Here is a 19,379-nt window from a genome sequence, read left to right as displayed (position 1 = left end):
ATGTGACGCAGACCGCAGGGCCGGACGCGGCTGGACATGGTGAGGCAACCGACCGGCAACAGCCGCGGACGAGGGTGGCACGCGAAGGGAGGCAACGATGACGCTGTGGCGGATCCGAGCCACCGTGGACGACCGGCCGGGTTACCTGTCGGTGCTCACGGCGAGCCTCGCGTTGCGTGGAGTCAACATCCTCACCGTGCAGGTGCACACCACCGAGCACGGTGCCGTCGATGATTTCCTCGTCGACGCGCCGGACACACTCGACGAGGCGGGACTGCTCGCCGCCGTCGAACGCGGCCGGGGGCGGGACTGCTGGGTGGCGCGCAGCGAGGCGCGTGGCCTGGCCGATCAGCCGACCCGGGTGCTCGGGCTGGCGACCCGGCTGGTGCATGACCCGGACGCGACAGGTGAGGTGCTACGGGCTCTGCTCGGTGCCGACGAGGTGACCTGGCGGGCCGCACCGGCCCTGGCCCGCCCGGGAATCGACGGCATGACGATGCTGCTGGCCGACCCGAACGGCGGGTCGTACACCCTGCGCCGGGTCGCGCCGAGCTTCACCCCGGCCGAGTACGCCCGGGCCCAGGCGCTGCTCGAACTGGGGGCCACCGCCGCCCGCCGCAGCGCTGAGCAGGTCACCGTGGTCCTGCCGGATGGTGCCGAACTGACCGTACGCCCGGCCGTCGCGGACGACCTGACGGCGGTGGTCGAGTTGCACCAGGCCTGCTCGGTGCGCAGCCGGCAGCGCCGTTACCTGGGGGGTGCGGGTCTGCCCTCACCGGCCCGACTGCGTCGACTCCTGGAGCCGGCCCGCGGGCTGACCCTGATCGCCGCGACGACCGGCTCCGGCGGGGCGGCGGAGTCGGTCGTCGCGATGGCGAACCTGCTGGCCGAGGGCGACGAGGCCGAGTTGGCGCTGTTGGTACGCGACGACTGGCAGCGCCGTGGGCTGGGCTCGACGCTGCTGCGTCGGCTGACCCGGCAGGCCGAGTCGGCGGGTTACGCGGCGATGGTGGCGCACGTCCAGGCGGACAACGCACCGATGCTGCGTACGCTGCGCCGGCTGTCCCGGCCGACCACCGTCCAGCGGGACGGCACCCTGCTGACCATGACCGTGCCGTTGGGCGCCGAGGCACCGGCGGCGGCGAAGAGCGCCGGCTGACGGCTCAGACGACCGACCTCCGGTGCGGAGGCCGGTGAGGTGGGCAGGACTCCCGGTGCGGGAGTCCTGCCCACCGCGTGCTTCCTGGCCGATGCGGTCAAATGTTCGGGGGCAGGGCGGTGCGGTCCTGGAAGTTGCCGTAGAGGCGGTCGTCGTCGCCGACGGTGACGGCCTGGACGAGCAGGTCCCCGCCGACGAAGGCACCCTTCCAGGAAGCACCCCGACCGCCGAACGGCTCCTGGCGGTCGCCCCGGGAACGGGGCTTGTTGATGCCCACCTTGAAGGCCTGGAGGTCGACCGCCAGCTTCGCCGCCTCGTCGGTGTCGTCGCAGGCGAGGGAGGCCACCAGCGCGCCGTTGGAGGCGTTCATCTGGGCCAGCAGCTCGTCGGTGGTGTCCACCACGACGATCGTGTCGACCGGGCCGAACGGCTCGGCGTGCATCAGCCGGGACCGGCCGGGCGGGGCGAGCAGCACCGACGGCGCGACGTACGCCGAGGTGTCCTGCCCGGGCAGGAACGGCGCGCCGTCGAGTTTGCCCCGGTACAGCGGGACGGCGCCGCCCCCTACCGCCTCGTCGACCTTGCGGTGCAGCTCGTCGGCCTTGGCGGCGCTGATCAGCGGGCCGAAGTCGAGCTCCGGCAACGGGTCTCCGACCTGCCAGGTCTCGTCGACCGCGAGCGGGTGCCCGAACCGGACCGAGCGGACCACCGGCAGGTACATGTCGAGGAACTCGTCGACCAGGTCCCGCTGCACCACGAACCGGGGGTACGCGGTGCAGCGCTGCTTGCCGTACTCGAAGCCCTTCTTCAGGTGGGCGGCGAGCAGGTCCCACTGGGAGAAGTTCCAGACGCCCCAGGCGTTCAGGCCCTCCTGCTCGATGAAGTGGCGCTTGTTCGAGTCGAGCAGTGCGGCGGCCACCTTGCCCCCGTTGGAGCGGCCGCCGACGAACGCCACCGCGCCGATCTCGGGTGCTCGTACCAGCACCTCGGACAGCGCCTCGCCGCTGCCGGAGAGCAGGGTGGCGGGTAGTCCGGCACGGTGCAGCAGCGCGTGCGCGACGGTGAGACAGACCGCGCCGCCCTGCGACGGTGTCTTGGCGATGACCGCGTTGCCGGCGAGCAGCTGCACCAGTTCGGCGTGCACCAGCACGCTCATCGGGTAGTTCCACGAGGCGATGTTGCCGACCGGGCCGGGTAGCGGAGCGCGACCGTCGGCGAGCATCCGATCGATCTCCTCGACGTACCAGCGCACTCCGTCGAGTGCGCGGTCCACGTCGGCACAGGCCAGTCGCCACGGCTTGCCGATCTCCCAGACGAGCAGCATTGCCAGCAGGTCGCGATGGTCGGTGAGGGCGTCCAGGGCGTCGGTGACCCGCGACTTGCGTTCGGCCAGCGGGGTGTCGGCCCAGGTGGCGTGGGCCGCGGTGGCGTGGGCGACCGCGTCGTGGGCGGTCGCCGCGTCCAGTCGAGGCAGGTTGACAAGCACACTGTTGTCGACCGGGGTACGCGTCGGCGTCGGCACGCCACCGGTGCGCCACTCGCCGCTGACCAGGTTCCGCAATGTGGTGGTGCCGTCGACCGGGCGGTCGAACGCCTCGCCGGTGGCGGCCACCGCCCGGGCGAGGGTGTCGGACCAGGAGGTTCCGTTGGCGAGTCGTAGAGCCATCGCGATCTCCTCAGGTGGGCGGGGAGCGGCCATCGACGGGTGCCGCCAGGTGCCGCGTACTGTCGCGTGCCGCCGAGCGCGACGGCAACAGCACGTTCCGTATCGCAGGACACCCGGTTCGGTTCACTCCTCAGTGGAGGATCGCCCGCGCCTCGATTCACCCGCTCTCACCTGCCGATTCGCTGTCTAAATATCGAGCAGTTTGAATGATGTGAAGAATCCCCCTTTGTTACTGGCGAGTACGGCCGCGGTTACCCGGCGGTGGCATCGACCAGGGGCGGCCCGCCGGCGCCTCCACGACGAGAACGGCCGCCGGAGGGACGCCGGCGGCCGTTCTCGGATGGTGGTGTCAGCTGGTGAAGGTGATCCCGTCGCGGCGGCGTCGCAGCGCGACCAGGGCGACACCGCCACCGATCAGGCCGACGCCGACCAGGGCCATGGTCGTCACCGCCGTGCCGGTGACCGGCAGGTTGCCGTCGTCGTCACCGCCGCCACCGCCGGTGCCGTCCGACGGGCTGGCCGACGGTGTGTCCGACGGAACCGGCGACTCGGGAGCGGTGGGCGTCGGCGTGGGCGACTCCGGGGTGGGTGATTCCGGAGTGGTGGGCGTGGGGGTCGGCGACTGCGGAGTCGGCTGGCCGGCGCAGGTGTGGCTGAGGTTGAAGCGGTCACCCTGGCCGCTGATCGTGGCGCTACCGTTCACCAGCGTCCACCCGGCCGGGGTGAACAGGTAGGCGTGAATGAGCCGGGACTGGTTCTGCCCAGCGGGGTAGAGCGCGTCCGGGTAGGCGTCGGCGGCGTCGGGCACGGTGACGTTGACCGTGCCGGAGCCGTTGTCGAAGGTCAGTGTCAAACTCTCGAAACCGCCGGCGGACGGACCGCCGGGCAGGACGAAGTGCCAACCGTCGTGGTCGGCGGGGCGGTCGGCGAACCTGGTGTCCGCGCACTGCTGCTGGAAGTCGGCCGCAGTGGAACCTTGGTGGGCCGAGTGGAGCGAAACGGTGCTGCTCGCCCAGGCCGGGGCGGCGAGGGCGAGGAGGGCCGTGGCGGCGACGCCGGAAACGGCCGCACGCGCCACGTGCCGACGCTGTGGCATGAGAATTCCTCCGGATCTCAGCGGGGTGACGGCACATGCTCGCATCCGGACGGCCGGCGCTGATCTCGGGCGAACGGTCTGACCTGGGCAGACCTGAGGCCGCGATGTGCCCGCGGGGGTGTCTCGGGGGCTGTCTCCGCGCGTGTCGGTGTAACGCCGCAAGGCTTTCCGACGCCCCACGTCGCCGTCGGGCGGGCTTCCCAACCGTCGGTGCCCGGATTACATTGTCAGCTATCCATGGGAGCGCTCCCGGTCCTGTTGGAGCCACCTCGCCACCACCACCGCCGGCAGCCGTCCAGTCCGACGCGGGCACGCGTCCGGTCGATGCCGTCGGGCACGCATCGACAGGAGTAGTCGTATGCATCTACCCCCAGGGTCGGGCCGCGTCCGCGGCGATCGACCGCTGCCGGACCAGCCATCTCCGCACCACCGTCCCGACCAGCCCTGGCCCCGCCGAATGCTGGCCACCGTCACCGCACTCGCCGCCGGTCTCGCACTCGCGATCGGCGTACCCGCGACCGGTGCCGCCGCCGCGCCGACCGACGGCGCCGTGACCGCCGCCGCGGGACCGACCTTCAACTACGCCGAGGCGCTACAGAAGTCCCTGCTGTTCTACGAGGCGCAGCAGTCCGGGGAACTACCGGACTGGAACCGCGTCTCATGGCGCGGCGACTCGGGGCTCCGCGACGGCTCGGACGTCGGAGTCGACCTCACCGGCGGCTGGTACGACGCCGGTGACCATGTGAAGTTCGGCTTCCCGATGGCGTTCAGCGCCACCATGCTGGCCTGGGGAGCGGTCGAGTACCGGGCCGGGTACGCCGCCTCCGGTCAGCTTACCCACCTGCTCAACAACCTCCGCTACGTCAACGACTACTTCGTCAAGGCGCACCCGTCGCCGAACGTCCTCTACGGCCAGGTGGGCAAGGGCGACGACGACCACAAGTGGTGGGGGCCGGCCGAGGTGATGCAGATGGCGCGGCCCGCGTACAAGATCGACGCGAGCTGTGGTGGCGCGGACCTGGCGGGGGAGACCGCCGCCGCGATGGCCGCCTCGTCCATGGTGTTCCGGCCCACCGACGCCGCGTACGCCGACAAGCTGCTGGCCCACGCGCGGCAGCTCTACACCTTCGCCGACACCGTGCGGAAGAACTACCACGAGTGCATCACCGACGCGACCAGCTTCTACCGCTCCTGGAGCGGCTACCAGGACGAACTGGTCTGGGGCGCGATCTGGCTGTACCGGGCCACCGGCGACGCCGCGTACCTGGCCAAGGCGGAGAGCGAGTACGACAAGCTCGGCACCGAGCCGCAAACCACCACCCGCTCCTACAAGTGGACCGTCGCCTGGGACAACAAGCAGTTCGGGGCGTACGTGCTGCTGGCCAACCTGACCGGCAAGCAGAAGTACGTCGACGACGCCAACCGGTGGCTGGACTTCTGGACCGTCGGCGTCAACGGCGAGCGGGTCCGGTACTCGCCCGGCGGGATGGCGGTGCTCGACTCGTGGGGTGCGTTGCGGTACGCCGCCAACACCGCGTTCGCCGCGCTCGTCTACAGCGACAAGACCACCGACGCGACCCGCAAGGCGCGATACCACGACTTCGCCGTCCGGCAGATCAACTACGCGCTCGGCGACAACCCGCGCAGCTCCAGCTACGTAATCGGCTTCGGCACCAACCCGCCGAAGAACCCGCACCACCGCACCGCGCACGGCTCCTGGTGGGACAGCATGACCGTGCCCACCGAGACCCGGCACACCCTCTACGGCGCGCTTGTCGGCGGGCCGTCCTCGCCGAACGACGCGTACACCGACAACCGGTCGGACTACGTGATGAACGAGGTCGCCACCGACTACAACGCCGGCTTCACCTCCGCGCTGGCCCGGCTGTCCCAGGAGTACGGCGGCACCCCGCTGGCGAACTTCCCGGTTCCCGAGCAGCCCGACATCGACGAGCTGACCGTGGAGACCACGGTGATGCAGAACGAGACGCGGTCCACTGGCATCAAGGCGATCGTCTACAACAAGTCGGCCTTCCCGGCGCGGGCACTCACCGACGCCAAGTTCCGCTACTACTTCCGGGTCCCTGGTCTGGGCCTGGAGCCGATTCTGGTCACACCCGGCTACACCCAGGGCTGCCCGGCGCCCACGACCGCCAGGAACGTCAGCGGCGATCTCTGGTACGTCGAGGTCGACTGCACCGGGCACACCATCGCCCCCGCCGGCCAGTCGCAACACCGGATGGAGGTGCAGTTCAAGATCGGAGTGCGGGAGGGCGTCGCCTGGGATCCGAGCGACGACCCGTCGTTCCAGACCACCGCCGGGCCGAACCGCAACGTGCCGCTCTACGTCGGCGGTGAGCGGGTGTGGGGCGCGGAGCCGGCGTCCAGCAGTGACACCACGCCACCTACCACCCCCGGCACGCCGGTGGCGACCTCGGTCACCTCCCGCTCGGTGAATCTGACCTGGGCAGCGTCCACCGACGTGGGCAGCGGGATCGACGTCTACATCGTCAACACCCACGTGGTCGGCAGCGACACCTACAGCTGGTACCCCTCCAGCACGAACTCGCTGGTGCTCGACGTCTCCCCGGCCCGTACCTACGAGATCACCGTGCAGGCCCGGGACAAGGCCGGCAACACCTCGACCGCGTCGCCGATGCTGACCGTGACCGTCCCGGCGGTCGACGACGGTGACACCGTCCCGCCGAGTGCGCCGAGTTCGTTGACGGCGTCGGCGATCACCACCACCGGTGCCACGCTGAGCTGGGCCCCGTCGACCGACAACGTCGGTGTGACCGGGTACCGGATCTACCGGGGACCGGCCCTGGGTGACGTGCTTGTCGCCACGGTCACCGGGACCACGTACGCGGTGACCGGCCTGCAACCCGAGAACACGTACTCCTTCTACGTGGTCGCGATAGACGCCGCGGGCAACGCCTCGTCGCCCTCGGAACGGGTGACGGTGACGACCTCGGCGCCGCTGCCCACCTCGCCCTGCCGGGTCTCCTACGGCAGCAACGACTGGAGCACCGGCTTCACCGCCAACATCACCATCACCAACACCGGCACCACCGCGATCAACGGTTGGACCCTGGCGTTCAGCTTCCCGAACAGCGGACAGCGGGTCGGTCAGGGCTGGTCGGCCACCTACGCCCAGACCGGCGCGGCGGTGACCGCCACCAACCTGTCGTACAACGGCAACCTGGCGGCGGGCGCGTCGGTAGGCATCGGCTTCAACGGCACCCACACGGGCAGCAACCCGAAGCCCACCGCGTTCACGCTCAACGGCGCCACCTGCACCGTCGGCTGAGATTAGCTGGCGGCGGCTCGGCCGTGCCCGTCCCAGACCTGGGACGGGCACGGCAGGTCGTCGGCGAGGAGATCCATCAGCAGGCCGTCGTGCCAGCGACCGTCCTCGCCACGTTCGTAGCGGCGCATCACTCCGACCGTCCGGAAACCCACCTTCGCGTACGCGCGGATGGCGGCGGTGTTCGCCGCCGCCGGGTCGATGGTGAAGCGGTGGTGGCCGTGGTCGTCGATCAGGTGGCGGATCAGGACACGGATGGCGTCCCCGGCGAGCCCGGCGCCGCGTACCGAGGGGTCGAGGAAGATGTCGAGGCCGGCGTGCCGGTAGTCCGGGTCGTCCTCGGCGTGCCACTGGATCGCGCCGACCACCCGGTCGCCGTGCTCGATGGCGTACACCGAGACGCCCTCCTCGGCGAGATCCGCCTCGACGGCGGCGACCAGGTCGTCGCCGCCGCGCCACCAGCGGCGCACCTCGGGCTCGGCGCGGATCCGCGCCAGTACGGGCACGTCGGCGGCCGTCGCCGGTCGTAGGGTCACCGCCTTGCCGCGCAGCATCCGCTCAGCTCCGAATCTCCCCGTGTTCGACGCAGATCGCCGACCAGCCGACCGGCAGTACCTGCACCTTCATCCGGCGTCGGCATTGGGCGCAGTACCGGGGCGGCTCCAGGGCGCGGGCCGCCGCACACTGCTCGTGTGCGCCGGACGCCGCTGCTTCCCCGCACCTGTCGCACCAGGTCTGACCTGCCACGGCTGGCATCACAGCGTCGCTGACAGCGCCTTGACCGGCATCTTCAACTCGTCGAGCAACTTGAGGTCGTCCGTGGCCGGTCGACCGAGGGTGGTCAGGTAGTTGCCGACGATCACGGCGTTGATGCCGCCGAGCAGCCCGTCGCGGGTACCGAGATCACCCAGGGTGATCTCCCGCCCGCCCGCGTACCGCAGGATGGTGCGCGGCATGGCCAGCCGGAACGCGGCGATGGCCCGCAGCGCGTCCCTGCCCTCCACCACCGGGCGGTCGCCCAGCGGCGTGCCGGGCCGAGGGTTGAGGAAGTTCAGCGGCACCTCGTGCGGATCCAACTCGGCGAGCTGCGCGGCGAACTCGGCCCGCTGCTCGACGGTCTCGCCGAGGCCGAGGATGCCGCCGCAGCAGACCTCCATGCCGGATTCGCGGACCATCCGCAGGGTCTCCCACCGCTCCTCCCAGGAGTGCGTGGTGACCACGTTCGGGAAGTACGACCGGCAGGTCTCCAGGTTGTGGTTGTAACGGTGCACGCCCATGTCGACAAGCTCGTCGACCTGCTCCTGGGTGAGCATGCCGAGCGAGGCGGCGACCTGGATGTCGACCTCGGCCTTGATCGCCGCGACGCCCGCACGCATCTGCTTCATCAGCCGGGCGTCCGGGCCGCGGACGGCGGCCACGATGCAGAACTCCGTCGCCCCGGTCGCGGCGGTCTGCTTCGCCGCCTGCACCAGCGACGGAATGTCCAGCCACACCGACCGCACCGGCGAGGTGAACAGGCCAGACTGGGAGCAGAAGTGGCAGTCTTCCGGGCAGCCGCCGGTCTTCAGCGACACGATGCCCTCGACCTCGACCTCCGGGCCGCACCAGCGCATCCGCACGTCGTGGGCGAGCTGGAGCACGGCGGACAGGTGCTCGTCGGGCAGGTTCAGCACGGCGAGGACACCGGCCTCGTCGAGACCGACGCCGTTGTGCAGCACCTGGTCCCGGGCCTGGTCGAGGATCTCTGGCATGGCACGTACCCTACAAGGCCGCCGCGCCGCCCGATCTGACCCGGCCGCCCGGGTGACGCAGCGCGGCGAGCCGTACGCCGCCACGCCGGTGCGGGCGTCCCGGGTGGTAACTTCGCCCGGCGGAAGCGCCTGACGGGCGGAGACCGGCGGGGAAGGGACGTGGCGGTGGCGGACTGGCTGGCGGCACTGGACCGCCGCGCCGAGCTGCGAGCGAAGGCGGGACTGACCCGCCGAATGCATCCGCGCGCCGCCGCCGACGGCGTGGTCGACCTGGCCGGCAACGACTACCTGGGTCTGGCCGCGCACCCCGAGGTGGTCGCCGCCGCCACGCGGGCGTTGGCCGCGTACGGGTTGGGTGCGACCGGATCGAGGCTGGTTCGTGGCTCCACCGACGCCCACCACACGTTGGAGGAGACGCTCGCCGGCTGGCTCGGCACCGATCGGGCCCTTGTCTTCTCCTCCGGGTACCTGGCCAACCTCGGTGCGGTCCGCGCGCTGGTGCGCCCCCGTACGCTGCTGATCTCCGACGCGCACAACCACGCCTCCCTGATCGACGGCTGCCGGATCTCCGGTGCGGAGACGGTGGTGACCCCGCACGCCGACGTGGCGGCGGTCGCCGCCGCCCTCGCCGCCGCCCCGGGCCGACCGGCGGTGGTGGTCACCGAGTCGGTCTTCTCCGTCGACGGTGACCTCGCCCCGTTGGCGCGGCTGCACGCCACCGCCCGCGAACACGGCGCGTTGCTGCTCGTCGACGACGCACACGCGCTGGGCGTGGTCGGTCCGGACGGTGCCGGTGCGGTCGCCGAGGCCGGGCTTACCGGCGAACCCGACGTGGTGGTCACCGCGACCCTGTCCAAGGCACTCGGCGGGGCCGGTGGCGTGGTGGCCGGCCCGGCCGAGTTCGTCCGGCACCTGGTGGAGACCGCGCGGACCTTCATCTACGACACCGCACTGCCGCCCGTGGTGGCGGCCGGGGTGCAGGCCGCCGTCGGGCTGACCCGCTCCGGTGCCGGCCTGCGCGCCGAACTGGCCGAACGGGCCGCCCTCGCGGTGGGTCGGCTGCGCGCCGCCGGCCTGGACGTGTCCGCTGCCGACGCCGCCGTCGTCTCGGTCACCGCACCGGGCCCGGAGGCGGCGACGGCATGGGCCGCCGCCTGCCGGGACCGAGGGGTGGCGGTCGGCTGTTTCCGCCCGCCGTCCACCCCGGACAGCCGGTCGAGGCTGCGACTGACCGTCAGCGCCGGGGCGCCGCGAGCGGACTTCGAACACGCCCTGGAGGTCATCGTGGAATGTGCGCCATGACGGATCAGTGGCGCGGACCGGTGCTGGTCACCGGCACCGACACCGAGGTCGGCAAGACGGTGGTGACCGCGGCGATCGCGGCCGCGGCGCAGGCGGCCGGGTTGCGGGTCGCGGTGATCAAACCCGGCCAGACCGGTACGGCCACCGGCGAACCCGGTGACGTCGAGGTGGTCACCCGGCTGGCCGCCCCGATGACCGGGCGTACGCTTGCCAGCTTCCCGGACCCACTCGCGCCGCTGGCCGCCGCCCGGGTGGCCGAACTGCCCCCGCTGGAGCTGTACAACGCGGTCGACGCGGTGCGGGAAGAGGCGGACAAGCACGACCTGGTGCTGGTCGAGGGAGCCGGCGGGCTGCTCGTACCGATGGGGCTGCGGCCGTCGGGGGAGCCGTGGACCGTCGCCGACCTGGCCGTGTCGCTTGGCGCTCCGGCGGTGGTGGTGGCCCGTGCCGGTCTGGGCACCCTCAACCACACCGCGCTCACCCTGGAGGCACTGGACCGGCGGGCCGTGCCGGCCGGAGTGGTGATCGGCGCCTGGCCGGCCGAACCCGAGCTGGTGCACTGGGCCAACCTCAGCGACCTGCTGCCGAACCTGCTCGGCGCGCTGCCGACCGGGGCCGGTTCGATGGACCCGGGAGTGTTCCGGCGCTCCGCGCCGGGCTGGCTCACCCCGGCGCTGTACGGCGTGCTCGACGACTGGCGCGCCTGGGCCGACGAGACCACCTGAACCACGGTGCCGGTCAGCGGCGGACGACGAAGGTGTCGGGCATCCGGAAGGTGAGGTTGTCGGGGTAGTGGGGCGGCCGCACCACGCGTACCCCGGTCAGCATCGGTGCGGCCTCGGTCACCAGCGTGGTGGCTTCCATCCGGGCGAGTTGGTCGCCGACGCAGCGGTGCACGCCCGCCCCGAAGGCCAGATGCCGGCGCGACCCGCGCTGCCCCGGGCGGAACTCGTCCGGCGACTGCACGACCTCCGGGTCCCGTCCGGCCCGGGCCAGCCACAAGACCACACTGGTACCCGCCCGCACCACCGTCCCGCCCAGCGTGGTGTCCACGGCGGCGACCCGCCGCCAGGTGACGATCGGCGGTTCCAGCCGCAGCCCCTCCTCGACCACGTCGGCTACCGACACGGATCCGTCGCGCAGCCCGGCGAGTACCGCCGGCTCACCGGTGAGCCGGTGCAGCAGCAGGGTGAGGAACTGCGAGGTGGTCTCCTGGCCGGCGACCAACAGGAAGAACAGCGCGCCGACGACCATGTCGGGTGGATGCCCGGCGGCGCGCAGGGACGCCGCCAGGCCGTCGCCGGTGGCCGCGAATTCCCGCAGCAGCCGGTGGAAACGGCCCACCTCGACGGCGAGCAACTGCTGCCGGTCGGCGTCCAGCGGCGCCCAGAAGAGTTCCAGTGCCGCGCGGGCGAACTCCTTCACCGCCGCGACGGGAGCGTCGGGCAGGTCGACCAGCCGGGCCAGGACCAGCAGCGGCAGGTCGGCGGCGAGGCCCGCGTGCAGGTCGACAGGTACGCCGGTGTCCAGGGTGGCGGTCAGTTCGGCCACCCGCTGCCGGACCAGCGTGGCCAGCCAGTCCCGTTGGGCGGCCACCCGGGTCGGGTGCAGGGCGTCGGCGACCAGGGTACGGATTCCCGGGTGACTGGCTCCGCCGTTGTTGGCAAGGGTCGGCGGTAGCCGGAACCGGTGGGCGGCGAGCAGCCGCAGCGCGGCCACCGGCAGCGGGGTGACCGCGTCCAGCGCGTTGTCGGGTCGGAACGTCGTGGGGTCGGTGAGCACCTGCCGGACCAGGGCGTGCCGGGTCACCAGCAGGTGCTCGACGCCCACGTGGTCGGCGACCCGGGCCACCTCGGGCCAGTGGGCGACGCCAGCCCCGGCATCTGCGGGCACCGTCGGAACCTGCTCCCAGCTGCGGAACAGCACGGCGTCACGCTAGTCGGCCGCCTCCGGCCGCCCGGCGCGCAACCGCCACACCGTGGTGCGCTTCACCCGTACGCTCTCCAGCGCCTCGCTGACCGGCACGTCGTAGGCGGCGAGTTCGTCGAAGCGTTCCCGGGGCAGGAAGGCCCGTCCCGGGTCGCCGACCAGCACCGACGCGCCGGCTCGGGTGGCACGCAGCAGGAACCGCAGCACCCGGTTGGCCATCGCCTCGCTGTAGAAGACGTCGCCGGCCAGGATCACCTCGGCGTCGCCCGCGTCGCCGTCGAGGATGTCGCCGAGTTCGGCGTCGACGCGTACCCCGTTGGCCTCGGCGTTGAGCGCGACGGCCGCGACGGCAAGTTCGTCGACCTCCACGGCGCGGACGCCGGCCGCGCCGGCCCGGGCGGCGGCGATGGCCACCAGGCCGGAGCCGGAGGCCAGGTCGAGTACCCGGCGGCCGGCGACGGTCTCCGGGTGGTCGGTGACGTAGCGCGCCAGGCCTTGGCCGCCCGCCCAGGCGAAGGCCCAGAACGGTGGCGGTCGGTCGCTGCGGAACTCGCCCTCGGTCAGCTCCCACAACCCGATCGGCTCGTCCGCCTGGTGCAGCCGCACCTCGGGTACGAAGGCGACGGGGGCGAGCCGGGCATGCAGCCGGACGAAAGCGGCGGAGAGGGCGGACATCCGGTGATTGTCCACCGTCACCGCGCCCGGCGTGTCGCGGGTGATCCGTGACCGGTTCAATACCGTAGGTGAAATCGGGCATCTCGCTTCACGGTACGTGCGAACACGCCCGTCTACCGGGTGGCCTCCCGCGCTCCTAGCGTTGCGAATGGAGGCGACCAACGGGAGGACGGATCGTGAAGAGGCTGTGGCGTTACACGCTACGGATCGGGGTGGCGCTGGCATGTCTCACCGGGGTGGACTTCGCCATGGCCGCGCCGGCGCACGCGGCGTTCGCCACCGAACTCGGCGGCCTGCCGGACCAGTTCACCGCCGGTGGGCGGGTGGCGACGGTCTCCGCTGTGGTGTCCCGCGACGACCAGGGTGACTGCATCAAGGTGCGCTGGTCCCTGGTGCTGGGTGTGCAGGGGTTGCGGCTGGACCAGGTGCGGGTGGATCGGATCGAGGAGACCGGTTCGTTCCCGGTGGAGGTGCGTACCGAGGGTGACGCGGCACGGCTGACCGACCGCCAGCTCGACCCGGGCACGCTCTGCCCGGGGCGTACGGTCACCGCGCAGTACCGGATCGCGTTCGCCCGGGACGTCGACCGGGGACAGGTGAGCCTCGCCGCTGAGGCGTACGACCGGAACCTGCGGTTGCTGTCCCGTCAGACGGCGACCCGCGAGGTGGTGGGTCGGGGTGTGGAAGCCCGCCCCACGACCGCGTCACCCACTCCGTCGCAGGTGCCGACGGTCGACCCGACGGAGGAGCCGGTCGAGGTGCCGACGGTGGATCCGACCGAGGAGGAGAGCGATCCCGCCGATGACGCGGGGTACGCGGGTGGGGCGGCCGACCCGCCGGACGCCGACGCGGCCGGTAACCAGACGGGCAGCGGGCTCGGTCTGACCGAGGTGGCTTTCCTTCTCGGCGGTCTGCTGCTCTTCCTCGGGGTGGGCCTGCTGCTGCGGTTGCGGCAGCTGACCCGTGAGCCCGAGGCCGTGGTCGATGCCGGTGGTCCGGCGCCGGGTCGTTGGGAACGGCGGTCGGACCCGCGGAGCCGGTGGCGGACGGTACCCCGCGACGGCGGTTACCTGAGTTGACCTGGGCCACGGTGGGGCGGACGGAATCCGTCCGCCCCACCGTGGCGTCGGGTCAGGTCACGGGGCCCAGTCGGGGTCGCGGCCGAAGGCGGCCAGGAGGCGGTCCTGTTCGCCGGCCCCGGCGGGCAACTCGATCTCGGGTTCGACGAGCCCGTTGCGCCGGTAGTCCTCGACGTGGCGGGAGTACCAGCGGGCCGCCTCGGCGACCGCGTCGGCGTCCATCGTCGGGTCCGCGCCGATCGCCACCGCCAGGTCCCAGCCGTGTACGAGGTGTTCGGCAAGCATCTGGTGCAGGTACTCCTCGGCGGAGGTGGCACCGGCCGACAGGTGCACGGTCCGGTCCAGGGTGCCCGGACTGGTCGCGGCGACCTCGGCCTGCGCCGCGGCCTCACGGGCGACCTTGATCGGGTCGGCACCGAGCTGGTCACCGTCGTAGCGGTCACCGACCTCGTCGATGGTGCGTCCGGCGAGCAGCGGCACGCTCCAACGTTCCTCGCTGACCACATGGTTGACAAGTGTGCGGACGTCCCAGCCGGGGCAGGGGGTGGCGGCCGACCATTGTCCGGGGTGCACCTGTTCCACCCGGTCGGTGAACTCGGCCAGGCTGCGCCGGTACGTCTTCAGCAGCTCCATGCCGCCTTTGTTCCCGCCGGTGGCTCGGGTAACCCGCCGGATTCGGTGGCGCCGGTAACCCTCGGATCCGGCCGGCCGCCGGTGCGGCTAATCCAACTGTTCGGGATCCAGTCCCAACTCGCGGGCGGTCACCAGGCGCACCCACTCGGCGAACTGCCGACGGGAGATCACCCGGTCGTGCACCGCGAGTTGCACCGCCAGGCCGTCCATCACGGCGCTGATCCGCCAGGCGGCGCCGGCCGGGTCGGCGCAGACGAAGCTGCCTTCCCGGACCCCGTCGGCGATCACGGTGGCGAGATCCTGCCGCCAGCGCAGGTCCAGCTTGCGGGAGACCTTCTCCAACTCGGGGGTACGCAGGGACTCCGCCCAGCCGTCGATCCACATGGACCAGGAGGTGGCGCGCCCGGCCGGAGTGTAGAGGCGCAGGATGCGGCGGAGCTTGGTCAGCGGCGGGGCGCTGGAACGGGTGACCGCGTCGAGCCGGGCCAGATCCTGCTCGACGGCGTACGCGAAGGCCTGGGCGAGCAACCGTTCCTTCGTGGCAAAGTGGTAGAAGACCAGCGCCTGGCTCACGCCGGCGGCCTGCGCCACGTCAGCCGTGCGGGTGTTCGCCAACCCGCGCTGCCCGATCACGTCACATGCGGTGCGCAGCAGGGCATCCAGGCGGATTTCCGCCGCACGTCTCGTCACGCCCGTCACCGTATCCGATTGAATTGGATACGGCCGGTCACCAAACCCCTGTTGATCCTGCTTACGACAGTCGGAAGCCGGACAGTTCCGGACTCGCCGGGACGGGAGCCCGATTTGGCATCCGTTCCACCGCTCGGCTAGAGTTCTCATCCGTCACCGGGTACACCCGGGGCGTGCGGACGTAGCGCAGTTGGTAGCGCATCACCTTGCCAAGGTGAGGGTCGCGGGTTCGAGTCCCGTCGTCCGCTCGGAGCTGCCGCCACGCGTGACGGGGGCAACCTCGGTGGGGTGGCCGAGAGGCGAGGCAACGGCCTGCAAAGCCGTGTACGCGGGTTCAAATCCCGTCCCCACCTCGGTAAGAACAGCAAGGGCGATTGGCGCAGTGGGAGCGCGCTTCCTTGACACGGAAGAGGTCACTGGTTCAAACCCAGTATCGCCCACCAGCAGATCCAACAGTTGAAGGCCCGTTACCGGAGATCCGGTAGCGGGCCTTTCGCATGTCTCCGTCGCACCCGTCGAAAGCGGGTTGACGCTCATTGGTCAGTCCTGCATAGTCAGCACTGACTAAAGGAGCTGTGGTGGAGCGACGTCGGAGAGTGCCCAACCCGCTGGCGCTGGCCGTGCTGGCCTGGTTGTTGTGGGAGCCGATGCACCCCTACGAGCTGGGCCGACGACTCAAGCAGACCGGCAAGGATCGGCACATCCGTTACACCCGCAGCTCGCTCTACATGGTCATCGAGCAGCTCGCCCGAGCCGGTTTCGTCACCGCGCAGGAGACGGTCCGGGACAGCGCCCGACCCGAGCGCACGGTGTACGCGATCACCGAAGAGGGCCGGCACGAGGTGCACGACTGGCTGCGCTCCCTGCTCGCCCAGCCCCGCGAGGAATATCCGCACTTCGCCGTCGCGCTGTCGCTGCTCAGCCTGCTCCCGCCCGACGAGGCCGTCGAGGTGCTGCGTCGCCGGTCGGCGGCGCTGGCCGGCCGGATCGAGGAGACCCGCACGACCATGGACGAGGCCCGCGCCGACGGCGTCGCGTGGATCTTCCTGGTCGAGGAGCAGTACGCGCTCGCGCTGCTGGAGGCGGAGCGCCGGTTCGTCACCGAGCTGATCGAGTCACTCAAGCAGCCGGACTATGCGAAGTCCTGGCAGGAGACCATGGGGGGTCGCGCATGACAGCCGTCCGAACCGCGCTGGTGATCGGTGGCGGGATAGCCGGTCCGGTGACCGCGATGGCGCTACGCCGCGCCGGGATCGAGGCCACCGTCCACGAGGCGCACCCGTCGCCGGCCGAGGGGAGCGGGGTCACCCTGACCATGGCACCCAACGGGCTGGCCGCGTTGCGCTCGGTCGACGCCGAGCGGTCCGTCGAGGGCGTCGGCCTGCCCATGCGACGGACCGTGGTCACCGACGGTCGCGGGGGTCGCATCGGCGCCTTCCCGCACGTGGCGGTGGAACCGGTCACGCTCGGGCTGTGGCGCGACGACCTGGCCCGGGTGCTGCGCGAACGGGCCGAGGCGCAGGGCGTGCGCATCCGGTACGACAAGCGGCTGGTCGACGCCGAGCAGCGCGGTGACGGCGTGCTCGCCCGATTCGCCGACGGCTCCACGGCCAGCGCCGACATGCTGGTCGGCGCGGACGGCATCCGCTCCCGGGTGCGTACGCTTATCGACCCGCAGGCACCCGCGCCGCAGGTGCTGCCGCTGCTGAACCTCGGCGGCGCGGCCCGGTACGTGGTGCCCGACGCCGATCCGGAGGCGATGTACTTCGTCTTCGGTTCCCGGGCCTTCTTCGGCTACTGGGTGCAGCCCGACGGCCGCACCGCCTGGTTCGCAAACGTTCCGGACCGCCGGCCGACCAGCTACGCCGAGGCGAGCCGGACCCCGAGGCCGCAGTGGTTGCACCGGCTCCGCGAGGTGTTCGCCGACGACGTGCCGGCCCGGCAGGTGCTCGCCCACACCGAGCCGGACGACCTGGTGGCCATCGGATCGATCGAGAGCATGCCGTCGGTGCCGCGCTGGCACAGCGGTCGGATGGTGCTGGTGGGTGACGCGGTGCACGCGCCGTCACCGAGTTCCGGCCAGGGCGCGTCACTGGCCGTGGAGAGCGCCGTGCAGTTGGCCCGCTGCCTGCGGGACCACCCCGACGTGCCGGCCGCCTTCGACGCGTACGAGCGGCTGCGCCGTGGGCGGGTCGAGAAGGTCCTCCGGCGGGGTCGGCAGACGACCTCCACCAAGACGGTCGGCCCGATCGCGAAGCGGATGATGCGATTCATGATGCCGCTGGCGTTGCGTACCTTTCTCGACCCGGAGCGGACGCTCGGCCCGGAGCAGCGCTACCGGATCGACTGGGACGAGCCGGTCGCCACGGAACTGGCCGCCGGCTCCTCCTGAGCCGACGAGCTGCGCCCGCCGCCAGGCCGTCGACGCGTGGCGGCGGTGGCGGCCACCGTCCGGTGACCGCCACCGCCCTACCGGTCACATCGGCGGTGCGACGTCCCGACGCTCCTCGACCCGGCGGTATTCCACCGGCTCCTCCGTCGTGGTGGCGACCGTCTGGCGACGGCGGCCCCAGACGAGCGTCGTCAGGATCAGGCCGAGCACGCCGGCGGCCATCAGGATCCAGCCGACCACGTCCAGGTCGAGCCCGCCGACGCTGGCGTTGACCGCGAAGGTGAGGATGGCGCCGAGCGCCAACAGAAAGATGCTGGTGCCGATTCCCATGACAGCCTCCTTTGTCCGGGGGGTGCGGTGTGCTGTCGGGAGAGGTCTGTACCCGGGGGATGAGCGGCGCAATCACGGTCGTGCCGGGGCGGCGCCCCCGGCGATCTTGCCATCGGGTACAGTTGGCCCGTTCCCGGCGGATGACGGGAGCAGGCGGACGTAGCGCAGCTGGTAGCGCATCACCTTGCCAAGGTGAGGGTCGCGGGTTCGAATCCCGTCGTCCGCTCGCGGTCCGGCCACACCCGCGGGTGTCGCCGGTTCACCACGGGCGATTGGCGCAGTGGGAGCGCGCTTCCTTGACACGGAAGAGGTCACTGGTTCAAACCCAGTATCGCCCACCATCTATGGCGCAACACCGTCCAGCTGCGGAGACGCGGTTTCCGCCCGTGGGCACAGCTCAGACTCGGAAGGTACGCCGGTAGGTGTCCGGCGGTACCCCGATCGTGCGGTGAAAATGCCGGCGTAACGTCGTCGCCGTGCCCATGCCAGCGGCCGAGGCGATGGTGTCGATGCTGTCGTCGGTGCCTTCCAGCAGTTCCTGCGCGCGGCGGATCCGCTGCGTGAGCAGCCACTGGAGCGGAGTGGTGCCGGTCACCGAGCGGAAGTGGCGGGCCAGCTGACGGGAGCTGAGGTTCGCCCGGCGGGCCAGATCCTCGACGGTGAGCGGTTGATCCAGTCGGTGCATCACCCAGGGGAGCAGTTCGGTCAGGGGATGACCGTCCTGGGCGGGCACCGGTGTGCTGACGAACTGGGCCTGACCACCGGCCCGGTGGGGTGGCACGACCAGGCGACGCGCGACCACGTTGGCGGTCGCCGGGCCGTGATCACGGCGGACCAGGTGCAGGCACAGGTCCATCGCCGCGGCCTTGCCAGCCGAGGTGAGCACCGAGCCGTTGTCGACGTAGAGCACGTCCGGGTCGACGGTCACCCGCGGATAGCGCGCGGCCAGGGCAGTGGTGTGGGCCCAGTGCGTCGTCGCCCGCAGCCCGTCCAGCAGGCCGGCGGCGGCGAGCACGAACACGCCCGTGCAGAGGGAGACCACCCGCGCACCCGATTCGTGCGCCGTACGCACCGCCTCGACCAGGTCGATGGGCGGCTCCTCGTCGACGTCCGCCAGGGCGGGAACGATCACGGTGTCGGCGTCCGCCAACCGGTCGAGCCCGTGGTCCGGCTCCAGCCGGAACCGGCCGACGTGGACGGGGTGCGTGCCGCACACCCGGACGTCGTACCAGGGGCCGGGCACGGCGTCCGGTGCGGAGCCGAAGACCTCGTAGGCCAGCGCCAGTTCGAAGTGGAGCATTCCGTCGGTGGCGGCGATCGCGACGGAGTGCGGGGCAGCGCTCATGTCGGAAATTGTACGGGTCGTGTCG

Annotated in this window: 19 protein-coding genes and 5 tRNA genes; 13 read left to right on the top strand and 11 right to left on the bottom strand. The window is 71.6% G+C overall.

Annotated elements, in window-relative coordinates:
- Window positions 1-97: 97 nt before the first annotated feature.
- Window positions 98-1,159 carry a GNAT family N-acetyltransferase gene (locus tag ACFY2A_RS27020; RefSeq protein WP_387175651.1) on the top strand — a complete coding sequence of 354 codons (1,062 nt, stop codon included), beginning with the start codon at window positions 98-100 and terminating at the stop codon, window positions 1,157-1,159.
- A 97-nt stretch (window positions 1,160-1,256) separates the two neighbouring features.
- Here the strand turns inward: ACFY2A_RS27020 and ACFY2A_RS27015 are convergent, their stop codons facing one another.
- Together ACFY2A_RS27015 and ACFY2A_RS27010 are read right to left on the bottom strand one after the other, a co-directional pair.
- Complete coding sequence (locus ACFY2A_RS27015) at window positions 1,257-2,825, bottom strand: aldehyde dehydrogenase family protein (RefSeq protein WP_387175649.1); 1,569 nt, start codon at window positions 2,823-2,825, stop codon at window positions 1,257-1,259.
- Window positions 2,826-3,174: 349 nt separating this feature from the next.
- Entirely contained in the window at window positions 3,175-3,921 is a 747-nt protein-coding gene (locus tag ACFY2A_RS27010) for an LPXTG cell wall anchor domain-containing protein (protein ID WP_387175647.1), read from the bottom strand.
- Between the two features lie 457 nt (window positions 3,922-4,378).
- Between ACFY2A_RS27010 and ACFY2A_RS27005 the strand changes: the two genes are divergently transcribed.
- Window positions 4,379-7,231, top strand: a complete 2,853-nt coding sequence (locus ACFY2A_RS27005; RefSeq protein WP_387175722.1) for a glycoside hydrolase family 9 protein — start codon at window positions 4,379-4,381, stop codon at window positions 7,229-7,231.
- 2 nt (window positions 7,232-7,233) lie between these two features.
- Here ACFY2A_RS27005 and ACFY2A_RS27000 read toward each other — a convergent pair whose 3' ends face one another.
- The 3 genes from ACFY2A_RS27000 to bioB are packed head-to-tail and all read right to left on the bottom strand — an operon-like array spanning window position 7,234 to window position 8,979.
- A complete protein-coding gene (locus ACFY2A_RS27000; protein WP_387175645.1) occupies window positions 7,234-7,782 on the bottom strand; it encodes a GNAT family N-acetyltransferase in 549 nt (182 codons plus the stop codon).
- A 4-nt stretch (window positions 7,783-7,786) separates the two neighbouring features.
- On the bottom strand, window positions 7,787-7,984 hold the full coding sequence (locus tag ACFY2A_RS26995) for a hypothetical protein (protein ID WP_363917477.1): 198 nt from the start codon (window positions 7,982-7,984) through the stop codon (window positions 7,787-7,789).
- The gene (gene bioB / locus ACFY2A_RS26990; protein WP_363917479.1) at window positions 7,984-8,979 is read right to left on the bottom strand and encodes a biotin synthase BioB; all 996 of its coding nucleotides are present in this window, start codon (window positions 8,977-8,979) and stop codon (window positions 7,984-7,986) included. The genes ACFY2A_RS26995 and bioB overlap by 1 nt, the downstream gene beginning before the upstream one ends.
- Between bioB and ACFY2A_RS26985 the strand changes: the two genes are divergently transcribed.
- From ACFY2A_RS26985 to bioD, 3 genes are read left to right on the top strand one after another with little or no spacing between them, the layout of a single operon-like run.
- Window positions 8,978-9,112 (top strand): hypothetical protein, encoded by a 135-nt coding sequence (locus ACFY2A_RS26985; RefSeq protein WP_363917481.1) that lies wholly within the window; start codon window positions 8,978-8,980, stop codon window positions 9,110-9,112. The genes bioB and ACFY2A_RS26985 overlap by 2 nt on opposite strands.
- 32 nt (window positions 9,113-9,144) lie before the next feature.
- Entirely contained in the window at window positions 9,145-10,281 is a 1,137-nt protein-coding gene (locus ACFY2A_RS26980; protein ID WP_387175642.1) for an 8-amino-7-oxononanoate synthase, read from the top strand.
- Window positions 10,269-11,006 carry a dethiobiotin synthase gene (bioD, locus tag ACFY2A_RS26975; protein WP_363917485.1) on the top strand — a complete coding sequence of 246 codons (738 nt, stop codon included), beginning with the start codon at window positions 10,269-10,271 and terminating at the stop codon, window positions 11,004-11,006. The genes ACFY2A_RS26980 and bioD overlap by 13 nt, the downstream gene beginning before the upstream one ends.
- 13 nt (window positions 11,007-11,019) lie before the next feature.
- On the opposite strand, the gene ACFY2A_RS26970 is transcribed toward bioD, so the two are convergent.
- Both ACFY2A_RS26970 and ACFY2A_RS26965 read right to left on the bottom strand, forming a co-directional pair.
- Window positions 11,020-12,207: a cytochrome P450 gene (locus ACFY2A_RS26970; RefSeq protein WP_387175640.1), complete on the bottom strand. Its 1,188-nt coding sequence runs from the start codon at window positions 12,205-12,207 to the stop codon at window positions 11,020-11,022.
- A gap of 9 nt (window positions 12,208-12,216) precedes the next feature.
- Entirely contained in the window at window positions 12,217-12,885 is a 669-nt protein-coding gene (locus tag ACFY2A_RS26965; RefSeq protein ID WP_363917487.1) for a 50S ribosomal protein L11 methyltransferase, read from the bottom strand.
- Window positions 12,886-13,061: 176 nt separating this feature from the next.
- Between ACFY2A_RS26965 and ACFY2A_RS26960 the strand changes: the two genes are divergently transcribed.
- Window positions 13,062-13,964 carry a hypothetical protein gene (locus tag ACFY2A_RS26960; protein WP_363917489.1) on the top strand — a complete coding sequence of 301 codons (903 nt, stop codon included), beginning with the start codon at window positions 13,062-13,064 and terminating at the stop codon, window positions 13,962-13,964.
- Between the two features lie 57 nt (window positions 13,965-14,021).
- Here ACFY2A_RS26960 and ACFY2A_RS26955 read toward each other — a convergent pair whose 3' ends face one another.
- Both ACFY2A_RS26955 and ACFY2A_RS26950 read right to left on the bottom strand, forming a co-directional pair.
- A complete protein-coding gene (locus tag ACFY2A_RS26955; RefSeq protein ID WP_363917491.1) occupies window positions 14,022-14,597 on the bottom strand; it encodes a TIGR03086 family metal-binding protein in 576 nt (191 codons plus the stop codon).
- Window positions 14,598-14,684: 87 nt separating this feature from the next.
- The gene (locus tag ACFY2A_RS26950; RefSeq protein WP_210939633.1) at window positions 14,685-15,287 is read right to left on the bottom strand and encodes a TetR/AcrR family transcriptional regulator; all 603 of its coding nucleotides are present in this window, start codon (window positions 15,285-15,287) and stop codon (window positions 14,685-14,687) included.
- Between the two features lie 175 nt (window positions 15,288-15,462).
- Here ACFY2A_RS26950 and ACFY2A_RS26945 point away from each other — a divergent pair.
- The 5 genes from ACFY2A_RS26945 to ACFY2A_RS26925 all read left to right on the top strand — a co-directional run bounded on the left by ACFY2A_RS26945 (window position 15,463) and on the right by ACFY2A_RS26925 (window position 17,679).
- Window positions 15,463-15,535, top strand: a tRNA-Gly gene (locus tag ACFY2A_RS26945).
- A gap of 34 nt (window positions 15,536-15,569) precedes the next feature.
- A tRNA-Cys gene (locus tag ACFY2A_RS26940) sits at window positions 15,570-15,640 on the top strand.
- A gap of 15 nt (window positions 15,641-15,655) precedes the next feature.
- Window positions 15,656-15,730, top strand: a tRNA-Val gene (locus tag ACFY2A_RS26935).
- 135 nt (window positions 15,731-15,865) lie between these two features.
- Window positions 15,866-16,462, top strand: coding sequence for a PadR family transcriptional regulator (locus ACFY2A_RS26930; protein ID WP_363917493.1), 597 nt, complete (start codon window positions 15,866-15,868; stop codon window positions 16,460-16,462).
- Window positions 16,459-17,679: an FAD-dependent monooxygenase gene (locus tag ACFY2A_RS26925; protein ID WP_387175637.1), complete on the top strand. Its 1,221-nt coding sequence runs from the start codon at window positions 16,459-16,461 to the stop codon at window positions 17,677-17,679. The genes ACFY2A_RS26930 and ACFY2A_RS26925 overlap by 4 nt, the downstream gene beginning before the upstream one ends.
- Window positions 17,680-17,763: 84 nt before the next feature.
- Here the strand turns inward: ACFY2A_RS26925 and ACFY2A_RS26920 are convergent, their stop codons facing one another.
- On the bottom strand, window positions 17,764-18,009 hold the full coding sequence (locus tag ACFY2A_RS26920) for a DUF6458 family protein (RefSeq protein ID WP_363917497.1): 246 nt from the start codon (window positions 18,007-18,009) through the stop codon (window positions 17,764-17,766).
- A 153-nt stretch (window positions 18,010-18,162) separates the two neighbouring features.
- Between ACFY2A_RS26920 and ACFY2A_RS26915 the strand changes: the two genes are divergently transcribed.
- Both ACFY2A_RS26915 and ACFY2A_RS26910 read left to right on the top strand, forming a co-directional pair.
- Window positions 18,163-18,235: transfer RNA gene (locus ACFY2A_RS26915), tRNA-Gly, on the top strand.
- A 40-nt stretch (window positions 18,236-18,275) separates the two neighbouring features.
- Window positions 18,276-18,350: transfer RNA gene (locus ACFY2A_RS26910), tRNA-Val, on the top strand.
- A gap of 56 nt (window positions 18,351-18,406) precedes the next feature.
- Here the strand turns inward: ACFY2A_RS26910 and ACFY2A_RS26905 are convergent.
- A complete protein-coding gene (locus tag ACFY2A_RS26905; RefSeq protein ID WP_363917499.1) occupies window positions 18,407-19,354 on the bottom strand; it encodes a helix-turn-helix domain-containing protein in 948 nt (315 codons plus the stop codon).
- Between the last annotated feature and the right edge of the window lie 25 nt (window positions 19,355-19,379).

It is taken from the genome of Micromonospora sp. NPDC000442, from assembly GCF_042898635.1.
Lineage (GTDB): Bacteria > Actinomycetota > Actinomycetes > Mycobacteriales > Micromonosporaceae > Micromonospora.
This window is presented reverse-complemented; position numbering and strand designations above follow the sequence as displayed.

Coding starts and splice junctions, on each gene's coding strand:
- ACFY2A_RS27020 (WP_387175651.1), top strand. CDS start 98: ATGACGCTGTGGCGGATCCGAGCCACCGTGGACGACCGGCCGGGTTAC.
- ACFY2A_RS27015 (WP_387175649.1), bottom strand. CDS start 2,825: ATGGCTCTACGACTCGCCAACGGAACCTCCTGGTCCGACACCCTCGCC.
- ACFY2A_RS27010 (WP_387175647.1), bottom strand. CDS start 3,921: ATGCCACAGCGTCGGCACGTGGCGCGTGCGGCCGTTTCCGGCGTCGCC.
- ACFY2A_RS27005 (WP_387175722.1), top strand. CDS start 4,379: ATGCTGGCCACCGTCACCGCACTCGCCGCCGGTCTCGCACTCGCGATC.
- ACFY2A_RS27000 (WP_387175645.1), bottom strand. CDS start 7,782: ATGCTGCGCGGCAAGGCGGTGACCCTACGACCGGCGACGGCCGCCGAC.
- ACFY2A_RS26995 (WP_363917477.1), bottom strand. CDS start 7,984: ATGCCAGCCGTGGCAGGTCAGACCTGGTGCGACAGGTGCGGGGAAGCA.
- ACFY2A_RS26985 (WP_363917481.1), top strand. CDS start 8,978: ATGGCACGTACCCTACAAGGCCGCCGCGCCGCCCGATCTGACCCGGCC.
- bioB (WP_363917479.1), bottom strand. CDS start 8,979: ATGCCAGAGATCCTCGACCAGGCCCGGGACCAGGTGCTGCACAACGGC.
- bioD (WP_363917485.1), top strand. CDS start 10,269: ATGTGCGCCATGACGGATCAGTGGCGCGGACCGGTGCTGGTCACCGGC.
- ACFY2A_RS26965 (WP_363917487.1), bottom strand. CDS start 12,885: ATGTCCGCCCTCTCCGCCGCTTTCGTCCGGCTGCATGCCCGGCTCGCC.
- ACFY2A_RS26955 (WP_363917491.1), bottom strand. CDS start 14,597: ATGGAGCTGCTGAAGACGTACCGGCGCAGCCTGGCCGAGTTCACCGAC.
- ACFY2A_RS26925 (WP_387175637.1), top strand. CDS start 16,459: ATGACAGCCGTCCGAACCGCGCTGGTGATCGGTGGCGGGATAGCCGGT.
- ACFY2A_RS26920 (WP_363917497.1), bottom strand. CDS start 18,009: ATGGGAATCGGCACCAGCATCTTTCTGTTGGCGCTCGGCGCCATCCTC.
- ACFY2A_RS26905 (WP_363917499.1), bottom strand. CDS start 19,354: ATGAGCGCTGCCCCGCACTCCGTCGCGATCGCCGCCACCGACGGAATG.